Here is a 19,909-nt window from a genome sequence, read left to right on the forward strand (position 1 = left end):
GGGGCGCGAGACACTGCGGCCCTCATCCGGCGCTGCGCGCCACCTTCTCCCGCGAGCGGGAGAAGCGTGCTTGGCTGCGCACGGGGCGTTCTTGTGGCAAGCCACGCCATGCGCTGTCCTTCTCCCGCGGGCGGGAGAAGGGTGCTGTGCTGCGCACGGGGCGTTCTTGTGGCAAGCCAAGCCATGCGCTGCCCTTCTCCCGCTTGCGGGAGAAGGTGCCCGAAGGGCGGATGAGGGTGTGCCTGCCGCATCACGCGGCCAGCTCCTGCGCGCCAGGCAACTGCCGCGGCGGCAGGTCGGCCACCGCCTCGGCGATGGCGCGGATGTGATCCGGCGAGGTGCCGCAGCAGCCGCCGACCAGGTTGAGCAGGCCGGCCTGCGCGAACTCGCGCAAGGTTTGCGCCATTTCTTCCGGGGTTTCGTCGTATTCGCCGAAGGCATTCGGCAGGCCGGCGTTGGGATGCGCGCTGACATAGGCGTCGGCGATCTGCGACAAGGTTTCCACATGCGGGCGCAGATCCTTGGCGCCCAGCGCGCAGTTCAGGCCCACCGACAGCGGCTTGCCATGCGCGACCGAGGCATAGAACGCCTCGGCCGTCTGCCCGGACAGGGTGCGTCCGGATGCGTCGGTGATGGTGCCGGAGATCATCACCGGCAGGCGCCCGCCGCGCGCTTCGAACACTTCCTCGATCGCATACAACGCGGCCTTGGCGTTGAGTGTGTCGAAGATGGTTTCCACCATCAATGTGTCGGCACCGCCGTCGATCAGGCCGTCGATGGCCTCGCGATAGGTGTCGCGCAATGCGTCGAAGCTGGTGTTGCGATAGCCGGGGTCGTTGACGTCCGGGCTGATCGAGGCGGTGCGGCTGGTGGGGCCGAGCACGCCGATCACAAAACGCGGCTTGTGCGGGGTCAGCGCCTCGACCTCGTCGCAGCACGCGCGCGCGACCTGCGCGCCGGCCTTGTTCAATTCGTAGACCAGATGTTCCAGGTGATAGTCGGCCTGGCTCACCGAGGTAGCGTTGAAGGTGTTGGTTTCCAGCAGGTCGGCCCCGGCGTCCAGATAGGCGCGGTGGATGCCGGCGATGATCTCCGGGCGCGACAGCAACAGCAGGTCGTTGTTGCCTTTCAGGTCGTGGCCCTGCGGCGCGTGTGCGTGATCGCAGCCGGGGCCATGCACGTGTACCTGCGTGCTGTCGTACCCGTCGGCAAAGCGGGTGCCGCGATAGTCGGGCTCCTGCAGATCGTGGCGCTGGATCATGGTGCCCATTGCGCCATCGATGATGAGGATGCGTTCGGCAAGCGCGGCAGTGAGCCTGGCAGCGCGCTCCGGATGCAGCCACGGCAGTGCAAACGGGATTGGAGGTTGGGGATTGGATACATGCGTCATGATTCAGCTCTCCGCAAAGCAGCGCCTTTGCTTTCAACCAATCCCGATTCCCGATTCCCGATCCCCGGCTTCACCGCAATCAACGAAATCACCTCGAAATGCGGCGGGCGCTTCTCGCGCGTCACCGTTTCCAGGCTGGACACGTCCAGCCCGGCTTTCTCGGCGAACTTGCGCAGTTCCTTGGCCGCAAAGCCGAGATTGACGTGGCCATAGGCATGCACCGCGGCGCGGTGTTCGTGCTTGGCCAGGCTGCACAGCAGCAGCCGGCCGCCGGGGCGCAGCACGCGCGCGGATTCGGCCACCGCCTGCGCGGGCTTGGCTGCGTAGGTGAGCGCATGCATCAGCACCACCAGGTCGAAGCTGGCATCGGGAAACGGCAGCGCATGCATGTCGCCTTCGCGCACTTCCACATTGCGCAGCTTGCGCAGGCGCTCGCTGGCCGCGGCGACCACGCGCGCGCTGGTGTCGATACAGATGTAGCGGGTGGCATGCGGTGCCACCAGCTCGGCCAGCACGCCGTCGCCGGAGGCGATGTCGAGCACGTCGCCGGTTTCCAGCAAGGGCAGGGCGGTGCGCGCCAGCGCTTCCCAGGTGCGACCGGGGGAATAATGCCGCTCCATGTCGCCGGCCACCGAATCGGCCCAGTTCTGGTCGGCGGCGCGGTTGGCCAGCACCGCGGCCACGCGCTCGGCGTCCTGGCGCAGCAGCGGATCGTCGCTGCCGGTGCTCAGCGCCAGCCACAGGGCGCGCTGCGCCGGGTCCAGCGACACCTCGTCGAAACGGTAATAGGCCGACACGCCGGCGCGGCGGTCGCGCACCAGCCCCGCTTCCTTGAGCTTGGCCAGATGCGTGGACACGCGCGGCTGCGCCAGGCGGGTGATCGCCGACAGCTCGGCCACGGTGAGTTCTTCCTGCTCCAGCAAGGTCAGCAGGCGGACGCGGGTGGCGTCGGCAAATACCTTCAGGCGCGCCGACCAGTCTTCCAGATCCATGAATATCTCTATATCGCGATATGGAGATATTTTCGACCGGGCAGGGTGTGGGGTCAACTACATACGCATGCGAATGGTTGGGGCTACAATGGGCGCTCAGCCTAGGCCTGGAGGGGTGCCACGTGGATTTCAGCTTTACCGAAGAACAATTGATGATCCAGGATGTGGCGCGCCGCATCGCCCAGGAAAAGATCGCGCCCAGCGCGGAACAGTTCGATCGCAGCGGCGAGTTCCCGCTGGAGAACATCCGCCTGCTCGGCGAGAACGGCCTGATGGGCATCGAGGTGCCGGCCGAGTACGGTGGCGCCGGCATGGACCCGATCAGCTATGCACTGGCGATGATCGAGATCGCCGCTGCCGACGGCGCGCATTCCACCATCGTGTCGGTCAACAACTCGCTGTTCTGCACCGGTATCCTGAAGAACGGCAGCGAAGCGCAGAAACAGCTGTACGTGCGCGCGATTGCCGAAGGTGCGCAGATTGGCGCATTCGCGTTGACCGAGCCGCAGTCCGGCTCGGATGCCTCGGCGATGCGGTGCCGCGCGGTCAAGCAGGCCGATGGCAGCTTCGTGATCAACGGCAAGAAGAGCTGGATCACCTCCGGCCCGGTCGCCAAGTACATCGTGTTGTTTGCGGTGACCGAGCCGGACAAGGGCGCGCGCGGCATCACCGCCTTCATGGTCGATGCCGATCGCGCCGGTTTCCATCGCGGCAAGACCGAGCCCAAGCTCGGCATTCGCGCCTCGGCCACCTGCGAGATCGAGTTCGCCGATTACATCGCCCAGCCCGATGAAGTGCTGGGCGTGGAGGGCGAGGGCTTCAAGACCGCGATGAGCGTGCTCGATGCCGGGCGCATCGGCATCGCCTCGCAGGCGGTTGGCATCGCGCGTGCGGCGTACGAAGCCACGCTGGCGTATGTCAAGGAGCGCAAGGCGTTCGGCGCGGCCATCGGTACCTTCCAGATGACCCAGGCCAAGATCGCCGACATGAAGTGCAAGCTGGACGCAGCGTTGCTGCTGACGCTGCGCGCGGCCTGGTTGAAGGGGCAGGGCCAGAAGTTCGGCACCGAAGCGGCCGTGGCCAAGCTCACCGCCTCGGAGGCGGCCATGTGGATCACCCATCAGGCGGTACAGATCCATGGTGGCATGGGCTATTCCAAGGAAATGCCGCTGGAGCGATACTTCCGCGACGCCAAGATCACCGAGATCTACGAGGGCACCTCGGAAATCCAGCGCCTGGTGATTGCGCGCGCCGAGACCGGCCTGCGCTGAGTAACTAGTTCGGCAGCGCGCCGCCGGGTGCCGACTCCATTGGCCCGAGGTGCGCAGCGCTCGATCCGGTGCCTTGATGGAGGCGATTGCTTCCCACTGCCAGGTAACAGCGCGCTTGCGCGCGATGAAGCGTTATCGATGACGCCGCATCGCGCGCAAGCGCGCTCCTACGCAAGCGTGAGCGATCCGGCATCACAGATGCGCCGTGTCAGTGGCCTGGCGCCGACACACCACAGGCACGTCGCAGCCTGACATGGCGGGTGGCTGCGTCCACGCTTGTGGTGCGCGGCGCGCGCGGATCACAATCGTGGCTTCTCCAGCCTCTGGTGCGCGCATGCTCCGGTCTTTGCACGCTGTGTTTCCTCGTCTTTCGCTGTCTGCCATCGCGCCGGTGCTGGTGTGTTGTGGCCTGTTGCTGGTCTGCGCCGCGGCAAGCGCACAGACGCCGCCACCTTCGATCGTGCCCACCGACCGCCTGCACGAGGCGTGGTGGGCGCAGCGGCATGCGCAGGTGCTGGAGCAGGTGCGCCAGCACCCTGACACCCCGCTGCTGTTGATCGGCGATTCGATCACCCAGAACTACGAAAAGGCCAAGGCGCCTGACGAAGATTTCCAGCCGACCTGGCAGACCTTCTACGGCAGCCGTGGCGCGCTCAACCTGGGCTTCAGCGGCGACGGCACCGAGAACGTGCTGTGGCGGCTGGCCAATGGCGAGGTCGACGGTCTGCAACCCAAGGTCGCGCTGGTGCTGATCGGTACCAACAACACCGGCCATCTCGGCCAGACCGCAGAGCAGGCCCAGCTCGGCATCGATGCGGTGGTCGCGGCGATCGAGCAGAAATTGCCGCGCACGCAGATCCTGTTGGTGGGCGTGCTGCCCAGCGACATCTCCGGCGAGAAGTCGCGCCGCGATGCGCAGATCAACCAGGGCCTGGCGGTGCGCTACGGCGACAATCCGCGCGTGACCTATCTGGATGTGGGGTCGATCTTCCGGCGCGATGGCAAGCTGCGCACCGAGCTGTTCTACGACACCCGCCTCCGTCCGCCGGCCGGTGCCCTGCATCCGGACACGCAAGGTCAACGCATGCTGGCCGAGGCGATCGAACCGACCCTGGCGCGCCTGCTCGGCGAGCCGCCGGTCAAGCCGGTTGCACAGCTGGGCCGCGACTTTGCGACCTCGCTGATTCCGGTCGACCGGCTGGAGCAGGATTCCTACGACTGGTATGCACGTCACCATGCGGCGCTGGCTGAAGCGCGCGCGCTTACGCCCCAGGTGGTGATGATCGGCGATTCGATCACGCATTTCTGGGCGGGCCCGCCGCTGGCCACGCGTGTCAGCGGGCCCGAGTCCTGGCGCTGGTTGTACGGCCGGCGCCCGGTGCTGAATCTGGGCTTCGGTTGGGATCGCACCCAGAATGTGCTGTGGCGGATCCGCCAGGGCGAACTCGACGGCCTGGACCCGCGCTGGGTGGTGCTGCATATCGGTACCAACAACCTCACCGGCACCGCGCAAGCGCGCGCGGCCACGCCGGCCGAGACCGCACAGGGCGTGGAGGCGGTGGTGAGCGAGGTGCGTCGTCGTTTGCCCAGGAGCCAGCTGATCCTGATGGCGATCATGCCGCGCGGTCGCCATGCCGGGGATGCGCAGCGCGCACCCATTGCCGAGACCAACCGGCTGCTGGCCGCGCGTTACGGCAAGGATCCGTCGGTGCGTCTGCTCGATATCGGCCCTCGGATGCTGCAACCGGACGGAACCTTGCCCGAGGCGCTGATGCCCGACGGCACCCATCCCAGTGAGACCGGGTACGCGATCTGGGCGACGGCGCTGCGCGAGGCGGGTATTACGGCGGCGCCATAACGGCCCTCCGCTGCAGAGGAAGGGCGGGGCAGTGGCGTCTAAAGGGCGCTGCTGTCGCGCGGAAGGCTTGCCGGTTGCGCCGTTCCCGCGCTACGGCGTGAGCAAATCAAGCTTCGGTCGCCGATCGACAGCGTGTTCCCGCCGGCGGGTAACGCGGGCGCAGGGCCCCGACCACAACTTTCCAGACCCCAGAAACCAGAAGACCCCCGATTGCTCGGAGGTCTTTTTAAACTGGTGCCCAGAAGAGGACTCGAACCTCCACGAAGTTGCCCCCGCTAGCACCTGAAGCTAGTGCGTCTACCAATTCCGCCACCTGGGCAGGTGAGCCGCGAATTTTGCAGACTCCCGGCAGGCTTGTCAATGCCTGGCACGCAGCAATTGCGACCGACCGGGCAAGGCGTGCTGCCCATGTCGCGGCCGCAAGGGGTACCATGTAAGCAATGACAAAGAAAAACACCCCAGATTCCGATCGGCCCAGTCGCCGCAAGTCCACCAGCCCGGGCGATGCCACCACCGCCGAAAAACAGAAGTTGCCGGGCTGGATGCCGGACTTCCTGGTCCGCGCCGCCGCCGGCGCGTCGACCAAGTCCGCGAACAAACGCGCTGCCGACAAGGCCGCCAACGCCTCGCCCGAGCTGCCGGTAGCGCCCGCGCTGCCCACGCCGCCGGCACCACGTGCACCGCATCCGCGCAAGAGCGGCCCGCCGGCGCCGCCGCCGGAACGCTTCCAACAGGCGCCGGCCGAAGCGCCTGCGCCGGCGGCCGGGTTCAAGGACCCGCATGCTGATCGCGAAGCACTGCGCTACGCCGAGCCGATCGCCAGCCGCGAGGCCATCCTGCAGCTGCTCGACGCCTGCGACGGCCCACAGACCGCCGAGGAAATTGCCGAACAACTCAACCTCAGCGACCGCATCGACGCGCTGGGCAAGCGCCTGGCGGCGATGGTGCGCGAAGCGCAGCTGGTGCAGAACCGCCGCGGCGGCTACGCGCCGGTGCAGCAGACCAGCCTGATTGCAGGTGTGGTGATCGCCAACCCGGAAGGCTTCGGCTTCCTCAAGCCGGACGAAGGTGGGGACGACCTGTTCCTGCCGCCGTACGAAATGCGCAAGGTCATGCACGGCGATCGTGCGCTGGCCAATGTCACCGGCATCGACCGCCGCGGCCGTCGCGAAGGTGCGATTGCCCGCGTGCTCGAACGCCGCATGTCACGCATGCTCGGGCGCTTTTTCTACGAGCATGGCGTGGCCTATGTCGACCCGGACGACAAGCGCGTGCAACGCAACGTGCAGATCGCACCGGACGGCATCGGCGAGGCGCGCGAGGGGCAACTGGTGGTGTGCGAACTGATCGCGCCGCCGGACGCCCGGCGCCCGGCGATCGGCAAGATCATCGCGGTGCTCGGCGACAAGCTGACGCCGTCGCTGGTGGTGGAGATGGCCATCCATGGCCATGAGCTGCCGCACGAATTCCCGCAGGAAGTGCTGGACGAAGCCGCGGCGGTGCCGTTGGTGGTCGAGCCGCAGATGGTCGGCGGGCGTGTGGATCTGCGGCAGATGCCGCTGGTCACCATCGATGGCGAGGACGCCAAGGATTTCGACGACGCGGTGTATTGCGAACCCAATGCCGACGGCTTCCGTCTGGTGGTGGCGATCGCCGACGTGTCCAACTATGTGCGTCCCGGCACGCCACTGGACGACGAGGCGCAAAAGCGCGCCACCTCGGTGTACTTCCCGGGTTTCGTGGTGCCGATGCTGCCGGAGACGCTGTCCAACGGCATCTGCTCGCTGATGCCCAAGGTCGACCGCATGTGCTTCGTCTGCGACATGCAGGTCGGTCGCGACGGCGAAGTCACCGGCTCGCGTTTCTACGAAGCGGTGATGAACTCGCATGCGCGCCTGACCTATAACCAGGTCTGGAAGGCGGTCGGCGAAGACGATGCCGATACCAAGGCCTTCATCGGCCCGTTGCTGCCGCAGGTGCAGCGCCTGCATCAGCTGTACAACGTGCTGTCGAAGGCGCGCACGCAGCGCGGCGCGATCGAGTTCGAAACCTCCGAAGTGCGCTTTGTGCTCGATAATACCGGCGAGGTCACCCAGGCCGGCATGCTTGTGCGCAACGACGCGCACAAGCTGATCGAAGAATGCATGATCGCCGCCAACGTCGAAGCCGCGCGTTACCTGCTGAGCATGCATGTGCCTGCACCGTACCGCGTGCACGAGCGGCCGCCGGAGAGCAAGTACGAAGACCTGCTGGAGTTCCTCAAGGAATTCCAGCTGAGCCTGCCGGCATGGAGCAAGGTGCGTCCCGGCGACTACACCAAGTTGCTGAAGAAGGTGCGTGCGCGCCCCGATGCGGCGCTGCTGGAGTCGGTGCTGCTGCGCAGCCAGAGCCTGGCGGTGTATTCGCCCGACAACAACGGTCACTTCGGTCTGGCGCTGGAGGCGTATGCGCACTTCACCTCGCCGATCCGCCGGTATCCGGACCTGCTGGTGCACCGCGCGATCAAGCACGCCTTGACCGGCGCCAGCCCGGAAAAGTACATCTACACCCCGCGTCAGATGGCGGCGTTGTCGCTGCAGTGTTCCGAGCGTGGACGGCGTGCCGACGAAGCCGAACGCGAAGTCGACGAGCGTTATCGTGCCGCGTGGATGGAAAAGCATGTCGGCGGCCAGTTCGACGGCGTGATCAGTGGCGTGACCGGATTCGGCCTGTTCGTGGAATTGAACGAATCCAAGGTCAACGGCCTGGTGCATGTCACCCAGTTGCCGCAGGACTATTACCAGTTCGATCCGATCCGCAAGACGCTCAGTGGCGAGCGCCGCGGCCGCGCATTCCGCCTGGGCGACCCGGTGCGGGTGTTGGTGCTCAAGGCCAGCATGGAAGAACGCAAGATCGACTTCCGCCTGGCCGAGGACCGTGGCGATTCGCCCGAACCGCCGCTGCCGCCGCGCGATCAGCCGGCCAAGCGCAGGAAGAAGCAGCACTAGCACGGTGACACCATCGCGAGCCGTCGCCTGGTGGCCGCTCGCGATGCGTAGCGATCGCTGGCCACGCGTGCAGGGTGTTGCGTGTAACAAGCGCGCAAAACGCACGGGTCACCCGTCTTCAACGGCGCAGAGGCAACGATGGACACAGCAATCGGGTACAGCGGTGGTTGCCAATGCGGTGCGGTGCGTTTCCACGTGCGCGGCCGGTTGTCGGACGCCTCGATCTGCCACTGCCGCATGTGCCAGAAGGCCTTCGGTGCGTATTACGCGCCGCTGGTGTCGGTGCGTGGCGCCGAGTTCGCCTGGACACGCGGCGAGCCCAGGCGCTTTGCGTCTTCGTCGCTGGTGCAGCGTGGATTCTGTGCCGACTGCGGAACGCCGCTGACCTACGAGGCGCCCGACGGCCTGGCCATTGCCGCCGGCAGCTTCGACACGCCCGCGTTGCTGCCGCCGGTGATCCAGTACGGGGTCGAGGGCAAACTGCCGTTTGTCGACACATTGGGCGCGTTGCCGGCCCATCGCACCGAGGACGACCCGCAGGCGCCTGCGTTTCTGGCTGCACTGGTGTCGCGCCAGCATCCGGATCACGATACCGACCGCTGGCCTGCGTGACCCTGGCAGCCGCATCGGCGTTTGTCGAGCTGGCGCGTTGAACTGCGCGTCGCGGCGACGGCCACTTCCGTTGCGCCGCGGTTGGCACGTGGTGCTCGTAGGGAGGGTCCGGCCGTGACGTGGCAGGCCGCAGGCCCTACCATTCTCCCTTTATCGCTTCGTATTCCCGCGCAATGAGCAAGCAGAATCAGTGGATCGTCGGCGTCAACGCCGTCGCCTCGTCCGTCGAGAACGACGCCGACAACGTGCGCGAGGTATTGATCGAGGCCGGCAGCAAGAATCCGCGCCTGATCGAGATCGAGGAGCAGGCCCGCCGCAAGGGTATCGATGTGCGCCGGGTCAACACCCAGGCACTCGATGGCGTCGGTGGCCAGGTGCGCCACCAGGGCGTGGTCGCGCGTTATGCGGCAGCGCGGCTGTGGGCCGAGAACGAGCTCGAGGCGCTGGTAACCGCGGCCGAGGGACGCGCGCTGCTGCTGATCCTCGACGGCGTGCAGGACCCGCACAATCTCGGTGCATGCCTGCGCAGCGCTGCCGCCGCCGGCGTCACGGCGGTGGTCATTCCCAAGGACAAGTCGGCCACGGTCAACGCGACCGTGCGCAAGACCTCGGCCGGTGCGGCCGACCGTATTCCGGTGGTGGCGGTGACCAATCTGGCGCGTTGCCTGCGCGACCTGCAAAAGCAGGGCGTGTGGCTGTACGGCCTGGCCGGCGAAGCCGAGGCCTCGCTGTACAGCGTGGACCTGCGCGGCAATGTCGGGCTGGTGCTTGGTGGCGAGGCCGATGGCCTGCGGCGTCTCACCCGCGAGCACTGCGACGGCCTGGTCAAGATTCCGATGCCGGGCGATATCGAAAGCCTCAACGTGTCGGTGGCGGCCGGCGTGACCTTGTTCGAAGCCGTGCGCCAGCGCCTGGGCGCCTGAAGCGGCGACCGAAACGACTGCGCTCACCGCTAGGTGGGCGCGGAAGCGGCCGATGCCCTGGCTCGGCATGCGCCAACGTGCACTGCGCTTGCTGCGCGTCGTCCGCATCCGGCTGGCGACTGTTCGCCCTGTGTTGCAAACCACTTTGAATTGCACGTGCGTGCCAATGGCGAACCGCGCAGGTCGATCGGCATGGCGAGATCGCGCGTGCGGCGCGGCGCGATCCGCGCACTCACGCAGCAGCCGATCTGCGCAAACCATGGCGCCGGTGCACTTGCCGCTGCAGTGCCGGGCGCGCAGGTAGCGCGCTGCAGATGACTTTCGTCCAGGCATGTGGAGATCCACCGGCGCGCGTGCCCGTTTTTGCCTACCATATCGCCAGCGAACGGCGTGTTATGTCTGATGAGAGATGGGGCGGGGGCCTGGTCGACGGGCGAGAACGGATGCGATGCCAAGGCGTCGGCACGGGGAGACAAGCGGCCGCAGCGCTGGCTCGGTGCCGTTGTCTGCATGCTGCTGGCGCTGTGCTCGCTCGTGGCACTGGCTGCACCGGCCGGCACGGCGCCACTGCGCGATTACGCAATCGACAGCTGGAGCTCGCGTAACGGCCTGCCGCACAACTCGCTGCGCGATATCGCCCAGACCCGCGACGGCTACCTGTGGTTCGCCACCTGGGAAGGGCTGGTGCGTTACAACGGCCTGGAATTCAGCATCATCGACCGCAGCACGCGTCCGGGCTTGCCCGACAACGGCGTCGGTGCCTTGTACGTCGACCGCGATGGTGCGCTGTGGCTCAGCGATGCGCGCGGCAATCTGGTGCGTCATGGCAGCGATGGGCAGTGGCGGCACTGGCAGCGGCAAGGGCAGTGGCCGCAGGCGCTGATCCATGCGATGACCATGGATGCGCGTGGGCGCATGTGGCTGCTGTTCGAGGGGCACGGGCTGGGCTGCCTGTGGCCGGATGGGCGCTTTGAGTACTTTCCGCCGCGTGATGGCGTGCCGCTGCAGAGCAGCTTTCCGCGCATGGCGTTCGATGACCGGGGCCGGCTGCTGATCGGCACGCTGGACGGCCTGATCTACCGCGAGCCGGACGGACGCATGCATCGTGCCCCGGCCGCATTCGGCCTGCCGCCAGGGCTGGCATGGCCGTACCGCGCAGCGGACGGCACGCTGTGGGTCGTCGCCGGCGAGCAGCTGTACCGGCTGCAGGGCGAGTCCGCCGAATTGGTGCATCGTGTGCCCGGGCAAGGCCACTTCACTGCGATGCTGCAGGATCGCCACGGCGACCTGTGGCTGGGCAGCGAAAATCAGGGGCTGCTGCGCATCGGCAGTCATGGGGTGGAGCACTTGCCGGCCGGTCGCAGCCTGCCGACCGGGCGCATCGTCAGCCTGCGCGAGGATGCCGAAGGCAGCATCTGGGTCGGTGCCAACGGCGGGCTGTTTCGCCTGCGCGAAACCCTGTTCAGCAGCTACAGCCAGCGCGATGGCCTGAGCGGCGACTACGCCCGTGCCGTGCTGGAAGACCACGACGGCAGTCTGTGGATCGCCGGCACCGCCGGCCTGGATCGCATGCTGCCGGACGGACGCATCGTGCCGGTGGCGGTGGCCACACCATCCGGGCGCAAGCTCTCCGTGCTCAGCCTGGCGCTGGATCGGCGCGGCGATCTGTGGGTGGGCACCTATGCCGATGGCGTCTTCGTGTTGCGCAACGGACGTCTGCTGCAACATTACGGCGATGCCGAGGGCATTCCCAGCGGGCATATCCGCGCCATCGTGACCGAAGACCTCGGCGTGGTGTGGCTGGCCACGCAGCGCGGGGTGGTGAAGCTGGTCGACGGCAGGCGCCAGTCCCTGGCCGTCGAAGGCCTGCCCGACGGGGTCGTGACCGCACTGGCCAGCATCGGTGGCGCGCTGTGGATCGGCTCGGTCGACGGCGCGGCGGTGCTGCGCAACGGAAAGCTGCAGCAGCTGGATCTGGAAGCCCGGGGCGGCGCGCGGAGTGTGTTCGGTTTTCAGCGCATCGGTGACGCTGTCTGGATCTCCACCGATCGCGGCCTGTACCGCATGCGCAACGGCAGGCTCGCACGCGTGGGCCTGGAGCAGGGCATGCCGGTCGATACGGTGTTCCAGCTGGTCGACGACCGATTCGGCAACGCCTGGATCAGCAGCAATCGCGGTGTGCTGCGCACGCCACTGACGCTGCTCGACGCGGTTGCCGATGGACGCGGCCGGCTGGTCATCGAGCGCTATGGCGAGATCGACGGCATGGGCAACGCGCAGGCCAACGGCAGCTCCGGGCCGAGCATGATCAAGCGTGCCGATGGCTCGATCTGGGTGGTCACCGCCGGTGGCGTGAGCACGGTCGACCCGGCGCGCCTGCAGCGCTTTCGCGAGCGGCGCGCACCGCCTGCAGTGATCGAGAGCGTGCAACAGGACGCACGTCCGCTGACATGGCGGCAGCAGGCACGGCTACCGGGCGGGCATCGGCTGAACGTGTCCTACGTCGGCATGAGCTTCCTGCTGCCGGAGCGCATCGAGTACCGCACGCGCCTGGAAGGCCTGGACAACGACTGGATCGAGCGTGGCCGGCAACGCAGCGTGGAGTTCATCGGCCTGCCGCCGGGACGCTACCGTCTGCATGTGGCGGCCCGTCACCCCGGCGGTGCGTGGAGCACGCACGAGGCGATGTGGGCGTTCGAGGTGCTGCCGCTGTGGTGGCAGCGCCAGGACGTGCGCTTTGCCGCGGTGCTGGGCGCGATGTTTGCACTCGCGTTGGTGTATCGCTTCCTGCTGCGCCGCTACAAGACCCATAACGCGCGCCTGGCCGAACTGGTGCGCATACGCACCGAAGATCTGCAATTGCAGGCACAGCGCCTGCTGCAGGCCAACCAGGAAAAGAGCGAGCTGCTGACGCGGCTGCGCATCAAGTCCGACGTGTTCGAGCGCCAGGCGCACGAGGACGCCCTGACCGGGCTGCCCAACCGCCGGCATTTCGACGAGGCACTGGCGCGCGACATCAGCCGCGCACGCCGCAGCACGCGCCCGTTGGTGCTGGCGATTCTGGACATCGACCACTTCAAGCGCATCAACGACCACTACTCGCACGCCAGCGGCGATGCGGTGCTGCACGACGTCGGCGTGCTGCTGACGGCCGCCGCGCGCGCATCGGACCTGCCGGCACGCCTGGGCGGCGAAGAGTTCGCGCTGCTGCTGGCCGATACGACGCTGGACGATGCGCAGGCGCTATGCCAGCGCATCCGCGAGCTGTTCCATGCGCGCCACGACTGGGGCGGCGTGGACGGCCTGCAGGTGACCTTCAGTGCCGGCGTGGCCGAATTGCGCGATGACGACACCGGCTCATCGCTGATGCAGCGCGCCGATCACGCGCTGTACCAGGCCAAGAGCGCGGGGCGCGACCGGATCTGTGTGGGTTAGGTGCTGGGATTGGGGAGTCGGGAATCGGGAATCGGGAATCGGGAATCGCAGAGCAAGGTGCCTGGCGCTTTCCTTCTCCTGCGGGAGAAGGTGCCCGAAGGGCGGATGAGGGCACGGCCACACGGCGGCGCCACTAACTGCTGATTTCTCAAGCAGGAAGCCTCGCTGCTCTTGCGATTCCCCAATCCCGATTCCCGATTCCCGGCTCGATCAGCCCGCGCTAGGCCCCGGCCACGCATTGGCAATCGTGCAGAACAGCCGCGCGGTCTGTTCGGTGTCGTAGACCGCGCTATGCGCGTCGGCGGCGTTCCAGTCCAGGCCCGCGGCCTGTGCAGCGCGCGCCAGCACGGTCTGCCCGTACGCCACGCCGGCCAGGGTCACGGTGTCGAACACGCTGAACGGATGGAATGGATTGCGTTTGTGGCCGACGCGCGCAACCGCGGCGTTGAGGAAGTTCAGATCGAAATGCGCGTTGTGCCCGACCAGGATCGCGCGCTGGCAGCCGTACTTCTTCACTGCCGCGCGCACCGGTGCGAACACGTGGTCCAGCGCGTCCTTTTCCTGCTTGGCGAAACGGAACGGATGGTCGAGCACGATGCCGGTGATCTCCAGCGACTTCGGGTCGATCTCCAGCCCCGGCGCCGGCACCAGATGCGCGCTGGCGGTCTCGCCGGGGAAGAACCGCCCGTCGGCATCCATCTCGATCGGCACGCAGGCGATTTCCAGCAGGGCGTGCCTGTTCCAGTCGAATCCTCCCGTTTCCACATCCACCACCACGGGCAGGTAGCCGCGAAAGCGCCGCGACATGGGCAGGAAGGAGGGGGCAGGTGGCAGGTCGACCGGTGCGTTCATCGGCATAGCCTAGCAGGTCGCACGACCGGCCCGATCGTGGCAGCCGGCAGCTTGCCCGCACGTCCGCACTGGCAATCGGGCAAACAAAAGCCCGACCCGTGTTGCCACGGATCGGGCCCGATAACCTCGCATCGCAAGCGCTGGCCTCAGCGGGCGGCGACCACACTTGCGATCAGGCCGGTGGCCACTGCAATCAGCACGTAGTTGTTGTCCACGCGGCGCCACTCGTGCCCGCGCTGCGGCGCATGCAAATGATGCTTGCGGTAGTCGGCCACGCGCGTGCCGCGATGGTCCGGTGCCAGACGTTCGCCGCGCCGATAGGGCGGGCCACGACGATCGTTGCGGTGGTCGTCGTTGTGCGCGCCAGGGCGGTGGTCACGCCTGTCATCGTGCCTGTCGTCGCGATGCTCATCGCCACGGTCCGGACCACGCGCGTCGTGGTGCTGCGCGCGCTGATCGCGGTCGTCATGCTGTTGCGGCGCAGCGAACGCTGCACCGGACGTCAGCAGCGACACAACCATGAGGGATCCGATGATGCGTTTCATCTGCGTACTCCTGCGTCACAGGAACAGCCTGTGTGATTGCACCCTAGGCGCAATTTGCTGAATACGTAATGATCAGGGCCTCTGCGCGTGTTCGCGGCGTGCCAGCGGGGGTCGCAGGCGAGGGGTCAGATGACGCCGGTGGTGCTGGTGTCGTCGCGCTTCAGGCGCGGCGGCAGCGGCTGCTCGCCATGGACCAGGAACCACACGTTCTCGGCGATATTGGTGGCGTGGTCGCCGATGCGCTCCAGGTTCTTGGCCATGAACAGCAGGTGCGTGCACGGGGTGATGTTGCGCGGGTCTTCCATCATGTAGGTCAGCAACTCGCGAAACAGCGCGGTGTATTGCGCATCCAGGCGTGCATCTTCATCGCGTACGCGGATGGCCGCATCGGCATCCTTGTTGCGGTATGCCTGCACCGCCTCGCGCACGGCGTCGGCCGCCATCTGGCCCAGTGCACGCAGGCCCACCGTCTGCGGCAGCGGCGGTGCCGAATTGAGCGCGATCGAGCGCTTGGCGACATTGGCCGCGTAATCGCCGATGCGTTCGATATCGGCCGGAATGCGCAGGCCGGCCAGGATCTCGCGCAGGTCGCGCGCCATCGGGCCACGCAACGCCAGCCGCATCACGTCGTGGCTGATCGCATGCTCCAGCGCATCGATCGCCTCGTCGTTGACCACGATGCGATGTGCGGCGTTGTCGTCGCGACGTTCCACCACATCCAATGCGGCTTCCAGCTGCGCCACCGCCGTGTCGCCCATGCGCACGATCTCGGCGACAAGACGGTGCTGCTCCTCGTCGTAGCTTTTGACGATATGGTCGTTGAGGTGCTGGTTCATCGTGGTCTCGATTCGTGGCGGTGGTGGGTGTCCGCCTTCACCTTGGCGACATCGCAGGTGAGGGGGATGTCGTGCCGGGCAAGGGTGCGGCGAAGCGGCGTCGATGCGGGATGCGGCGCCCGCCTTACATCAACCGAAACGACCGGTGATGTAGTCCTCGGTCTGCTGCTTGGACGGCTGGGAGAAAATCGTTTCGGTGCGGTCGTGTTCGATCAGGTCGCCCAGATACATGAAGGCGGTGTAGTCGGACACGCGTGCGGCCTGCTGCATGTTGTGGGTCACGATCACGATGGTGTATTCGCGCTTGAGCTCTTCCACCAGTTGCTCGATGCGGCTGGTGGAAATCGGATCCAGCGCCGAGGTCGGTTCGTCCAGCAGCAACACATCCGGCCGTAGCGCCACGGCGCGTGCAATGCACAGCCGCTGCTGCTGGCCGCCGGACAGGCCCAGCGCGCTTTGCCCCAGCTTGTCCTTGACCTCGTCCCAGAGCGCGCCCTGGCGCAGCGCCTGCTCGACACGGTTCTGCATGTCGGCCTTGGACAGTTTTTCGTGGTGACGGATGCCGTAGGCGACGTTTTCGAAGATCGTCATCGGAAACGGCACCGGCTTCTGGAACACCATGCCGACCTTGCTGCGCAGCCGGTTCATCGGGTACTTCGGCGAGAGGATGTTTTCGTTGTCCAGCAACACTTCGCCGCGCGCCTCCATCTTCGGATACAGCGCATAGATGCGGTTGAAGATGCGCAGCAGGGTCGACTTGCCGCAACCGGACGGCCCGATCAGCGCGGTGACGCGCTTCTCCGGAATCTCGATGTTGATGCCCTTGAGCGCGTGGTACTTGTCGTAATAGAAATCCAGGTTGCGTGCGGCCACCTTCACCGGCGCCTGTGCGGTCGGTGCCCCCTTGGCGGCCGGAACGGCAATGCGATGCATCGGCATGGCGTTTTGGAGATCGTTCATGTGGGGTGTCCGGAGGGAGAGGTCAGTCATTGGAGATCTTGTTGCGCAATAGCAGGGCACGCGCGCCCAGGCTCACCAGCAGCACGAACACGGTCAGCACCAGCGCGCCGGACCAGGCCAGGGTCTGCCAGGTCTCGTAGGGGCTGCCGGCGAACTGATTCATGATCACCGGCACGCTGGCCATCGGCTGGAACACATTGCTGTTCCAGTACTGGTTGCCGAAGGCGGTGAACAGCAACGGCGCGGTTTCGCCGCTGATGCGGGCCAGGGCCAGCAGGATACCGGTGAGAATGCCGGCCGAGGCGGCGCGATACAGCACCTGCACGGTCACCTTCCACTGCGGAATGCCCAGCGACAGCGCCGCTTCGCGCATCTGCGCCGGCACCAGGCGCAGCATTTCGTCGGTGGTGCGCACCACCACCGGCAGCACGATGAAGGCCAGCGACAGCGCGCCGGCAAACGCGGAGAAGCGCCCGCCGGTCTGCATCACGTACAGCGTGTAGACGAACAACCCCAGCACGATCGACGGTGCCGACAACAGGATGTCGTTGACAAAGCGCACCACCAGCCCGGCCTTGCGTGCATTGCCGTATTCGGCCAGCCAGGTGCCGGCGGCAATGCCCAGTGGCGTGCCGATCGCCAGCGCCAGCCCGCACATCACCGCACTGCCGAAGAAGGCGTTGAGCAGGCCGCCTTCCTGCATCGGCGGCGGTGTCATCTTGGTGAACAGGTTGACGTCGATGCCCGGCACACCCTTGGACAACAGGGTCCACAGGATCCAGGCCAGGAAGAACAGGCCGAACACCGCGGTGACGCACGACAGCAGCAGGGCGATCGCGTTGGTCACGCGGCGGCGGTTGTACAGTGATTGCGAGACCGAGGACATCAGTTGCCCTCCCGACGCGACAGCTGCATCAGCATGAAACGCGCGATCGCCAGCACGATGAAGGTCACGATAAACAGCACAAACCCCAGCAGCAGCAATGCCGAACGATAGGTTTCGGTGGCCTCGCCGAAATCATTGGCGATCAACGCGGCGATGGTGGTGCCGGGCTCCAGCAGCGACGGCGACAGCCGCACCGTGTTGCCGACCACGAACGCCACCGCCATGGTCTCGCCCAGCGCACGGCCCAGGCCCAGGAACACACCGCCGATCACCGCGGAGCGGGTGTAGGGCAGCACGATGTCCCAGCTGACTTCCCACTTGGTCGACCCCAGCGCGTACGCCGATTCCTTCAGGCGCGTCGGCACGGTCAGGAACACTTCGCGCATCACCGAGGAGATGAACGGAATCACCATGATCGCCAGCACGAAGCCTGCGGTCAGCAGACCGATGCCCAGCGGCGGGCCCTGGAACAACGGGCCGATCAGCGGCAGCGTGCCCAGGTGATCGTTGAGCCAGGGCGTCACGTGCTCGGTCATCACCGGCACCAGCACGAACAGGCCCCACATGCCGTAGATGATCGACGGGATGCCGGCCAGCAGCTCGATCGCGGTGCCGACCGGGCCACGCAACCAGCGCGGCGCCACCTCGGTGAGGAAGAACGCGATGCCGAAACTCACCGGCACCGCAATCACCATCGCAATCAGGGCGGTGACCAAGGTGCCGTAGATCGGCGCCAGCGCACCGTATTTGTTTTCCACCGGATTCCAGTCGGCGGAATAGAAAAAACTCAGGCCCTGCATCTGCAAGGCATGGCGTCCGCCCCACAGCATCGACAGCGCGGCGCTGCCGAGCGCCAACAGGACGAAAACGACCGTGGCGGCCAGCGCAAGCTTGAACAGGCGATCGGCACGCGCATCGCGCAGGTCGCGGCCGCGCGGGGCGGTCATCGCTTCGGGAATGGCGGTGGCATTCATTCGATTGGACTCGTCACCCGCGCAACCGCGGGAGCGTGAGACAGCAGGAACGGCGAGGCGCCCGCAGGCACCTCACCGCAGCGCATCCCGCCACGACAGCGGGTGCAGGGCATCACTTGAACTCGCTGGCCCAGTAGGCCTGGATCTGCTGCACCAGCTCCGGCGGCAGCGGCACGTAATGCAGTTCGCTGGCCTGGGCCTGGCCGTTGTCCAGCGCCCACTTGAAGAAGTCCAGCGTCGCCTTGCTGCGCGCCGCATCCTTGGGCTGCTTGTGCATCAGCATGAAGTTGGTGGCGGTGATCGGCCAGGCCTTCTCGCCCGGTGCGTTGGTGATCACCAGGTTGAAATCCTTGGCGTTGGCCCAGTCGGCGCTGGCCGCAGCGGCGGCGAAGCTTTCCGCGTTCGGCTCCACCCACTGGCCGGCGGCATTCTGCAGCGAGGCGTAGGGCATCTTGTTCTGCAGGGCGTAGGCCAGTTCGACATAGCCGATCGAGCCCTTGATCTGCTGCACGTACGACGCGACGCCTTCATTGCCCTTGCCGCCGACGCCGCCGGGCCACTGCACCGAGGTGCCTTCGCCGACCTTGCTCTTCCACTCCGGGCTGACCTTGGACAGGTAGTTGGAGAAGTTGAAGGTGGTGCCCGAGCCATCGGAGCGATGCACCAGGTTGATCTTGGTGGCCGGCAGGGTCACGCCCGGATTGGCCGCCACGATCGCCGCATCGTTCCACATCGTGACCTTGCCCAGGAAGATGTCGCCCAGCAGCGCGCCGGTCAGGCGCAGCTTGCCCGGTGCGATGCCTTCCAGGTTCACCACCGGCACCACGCCGCCGATAGCCGACGGGAACTGGCCCAGACCGGCCTGCTGCAGTTCGGCGCTGTCCAGCGGCTTGTCCGTCGAACCGAAGTCCACCGTGCCGGCCTTGATCTGCGCGATGCCGCCGCCGGAGCCGATCGACTGATAGTTCACCTTGTTGCCGGTGGCGGCGTTGTAGTCGGCCGACCACTTGGAAACCAGCGGATAGATGAAGGATGCACCGGCGCCGGAGATCTCGGCGCTCTTGCTGTCACTGGCGGTGGCGCCCGCGCTGGGCGCGCCCTTGGCGGTATCGCCGGACTGCGCATCCTTGCCGGGCGAGCAGGCGGCCAGGGCGAGGGCGATGGTGAGGGACAGGGCGGTCAGGCTGGCCGACTGCAGTTTCATGGAAGCTCCGAGGCTGGATTGGCCGGGGGACCCGGCAGACCACGCTATGAAATGATGTTTTTGTTACACGTGCATGACAGTGCCTTTTGGAGAAGGCATCACAAAAAAGACGCGACCCCCGTGGGGCCGCGTCCCGGTGCCGACGCCGGGGAGAGAGACGGCGTCGTTCCTGTTGCTGTGCATG

At 66.6% G+C, this 19,909-nt stretch carries 15 protein-coding genes, 1 tRNA gene and 1 other RNA gene; 7 read left to right on the forward strand and 10 right to left on the reverse strand.

Annotated elements, in window-relative coordinates:
• Positions 1-250 precede the first annotated feature (250 nt).
• Both EO139_RS16835 and EO139_RS16840 read right to left on the reverse strand, forming a co-directional pair.
• Entirely contained in the window at positions 251-1,390 is a 1,140-nt protein-coding gene (locus tag EO139_RS16835; RefSeq protein ID WP_126971570.1) for a homocysteine S-methyltransferase family protein, read from the reverse strand.
• Positions 1,387-2,382, reverse strand: a complete 996-nt coding sequence (locus tag EO139_RS16840) for a metalloregulator ArsR/SmtB family transcription factor (RefSeq protein WP_164739894.1) — start codon at positions 2,380-2,382, stop codon at positions 1,387-1,389. The genes EO139_RS16835 and EO139_RS16840 overlap by 4 nt, the downstream gene beginning before the upstream one ends.
• Positions 2,383-2,534: 152 nt before the next feature.
• Between EO139_RS16840 and EO139_RS16845 the strand changes: the two genes are divergently transcribed.
• Complete coding sequence (locus EO139_RS16845) at positions 2,535-3,653, forward strand: acyl-CoA dehydrogenase family protein (RefSeq protein ID WP_235858439.1); 1,119 nt, start codon at positions 2,535-2,537, stop codon at positions 3,651-3,653.
• Between the two features lie 334 nt (positions 3,654-3,987).
• Positions 3,988-5,511: a platelet-activating factor acetylhydrolase IB subunit gene (locus EO139_RS16855; RefSeq protein ID WP_164739896.1), complete on the forward strand. Its 1,524-nt coding sequence runs from the start codon at positions 3,988-3,990 to the stop codon at positions 5,509-5,511.
• Between the two features lie 232 nt (positions 5,512-5,743).
• On the opposite strand, the gene EO139_RS16860 is transcribed toward EO139_RS16855, so the two are convergent.
• Positions 5,744-5,830, reverse strand: a tRNA-Leu gene (locus EO139_RS16860).
• Positions 5,831-5,951: 121 nt separating this feature from the next.
• Between EO139_RS16860 and rnr the strand changes: the two genes are divergently transcribed.
• The 5 genes from rnr (at position 5,952) to EO139_RS16885 (ending at position 13,468) form a co-directional block, all read left to right on the forward strand.
• The gene (gene rnr, locus EO139_RS16865; RefSeq protein WP_126971576.1) at positions 5,952-8,498 is read left to right on the forward strand and encodes a ribonuclease R; all 2,547 of its coding nucleotides are present in this window, start codon (positions 5,952-5,954) and stop codon (positions 8,496-8,498) included.
• A gap of 138 nt (positions 8,499-8,636) precedes the next feature.
• Positions 8,637-9,110 carry a GFA family protein gene (locus EO139_RS16870; RefSeq protein ID WP_126941751.1) on the forward strand — a complete coding sequence of 158 codons (474 nt, stop codon included), beginning with the start codon at positions 8,637-8,639 and terminating at the stop codon, positions 9,108-9,110.
• A gap of 173 nt (positions 9,111-9,283) precedes the next feature.
• Positions 9,284-10,033 carry a 23S rRNA (guanosine(2251)-2'-O)-methyltransferase RlmB gene (gene rlmB, locus EO139_RS16875; protein ID WP_104532424.1) on the forward strand — a complete coding sequence of 250 codons (750 nt, stop codon included), beginning with the start codon at positions 9,284-9,286 and terminating at the stop codon, positions 10,031-10,033.
• A 67-nt stretch (positions 10,034-10,100) separates the two neighbouring features.
• Positions 10,101-10,175, forward strand: a non-coding RNA gene (locus EO139_RS16880) — sX9 sRNA.
• A gap of 260 nt (positions 10,176-10,435) precedes the next feature.
• Positions 10,436-13,468, forward strand: coding sequence for a ligand-binding sensor domain-containing diguanylate cyclase (locus EO139_RS16885; RefSeq protein ID WP_126971578.1), 3,033 nt, complete (start codon positions 10,436-10,438; stop codon positions 13,466-13,468).
• Positions 13,469-13,678: 210 nt separating this feature from the next.
• Here the strand turns inward: EO139_RS16885 and rnt are convergent, their stop codons facing one another.
• The 7 genes from rnt to pstS form a co-directional block, all read right to left on the reverse strand.
• Positions 13,679-14,326 carry a ribonuclease T gene (rnt, locus tag EO139_RS16890; protein ID WP_104582773.1) on the reverse strand — a complete coding sequence of 216 codons (648 nt, stop codon included), beginning with the start codon at positions 14,324-14,326 and terminating at the stop codon, positions 13,679-13,681.
• 140 nt (positions 14,327-14,466) lie between these two features.
• The gene (locus tag EO139_RS16895; RefSeq protein ID WP_119132255.1) at positions 14,467-14,865 is read right to left on the reverse strand and encodes an RcnB family protein; all 399 of its coding nucleotides are present in this window, start codon (positions 14,863-14,865) and stop codon (positions 14,467-14,469) included.
• Between the two features lie 125 nt (positions 14,866-14,990).
• Positions 14,991-15,701 carry a phosphate signaling complex protein PhoU gene (gene phoU / locus EO139_RS16900; protein ID WP_005994733.1) on the reverse strand — a complete coding sequence of 237 codons (711 nt, stop codon included), beginning with the start codon at positions 15,699-15,701 and terminating at the stop codon, positions 14,991-14,993.
• A 129-nt stretch (positions 15,702-15,830) separates the two neighbouring features.
• A complete protein-coding gene (gene pstB / locus EO139_RS16905; RefSeq protein ID WP_104582775.1) occupies positions 15,831-16,661 on the reverse strand; it encodes a phosphate ABC transporter ATP-binding protein PstB in 831 nt (276 codons plus the stop codon).
• Between the two features lie 22 nt (positions 16,662-16,683).
• Positions 16,684-17,547 carry a phosphate ABC transporter permease PstA gene (gene pstA, locus EO139_RS16910; RefSeq protein ID WP_039511726.1) on the reverse strand — a complete coding sequence of 288 codons (864 nt, stop codon included), beginning with the start codon at positions 17,545-17,547 and terminating at the stop codon, positions 16,684-16,686.
• Positions 17,547-18,521: a phosphate ABC transporter permease subunit PstC gene (gene pstC, locus EO139_RS16915; protein WP_006450306.1), complete on the reverse strand. Its 975-nt coding sequence runs from the start codon at positions 18,519-18,521 to the stop codon at positions 17,547-17,549. Before pstC ends, pstA begins: the two co-directional genes overlap by 1 nt.
• Positions 18,522-18,633: 112 nt before the next feature.
• The gene (pstS, locus tag EO139_RS16920) at positions 18,634-19,725 is read right to left on the reverse strand and encodes a phosphate ABC transporter substrate-binding protein PstS (protein ID WP_104648424.1); all 1,092 of its coding nucleotides are present in this window, start codon (positions 19,723-19,725) and stop codon (positions 18,634-18,636) included.
• Positions 19,726-19,909 lie beyond the last annotated feature (184 nt).

Origin of the sequence: Xanthomonas sp. BRIP62411 (assembly GCF_003993525.1) — a bacterium.
GTDB lineage: Bacteria > Pseudomonadota > Gammaproteobacteria > Xanthomonadales > Xanthomonadaceae > Xanthomonas > Xanthomonas euroxanthea.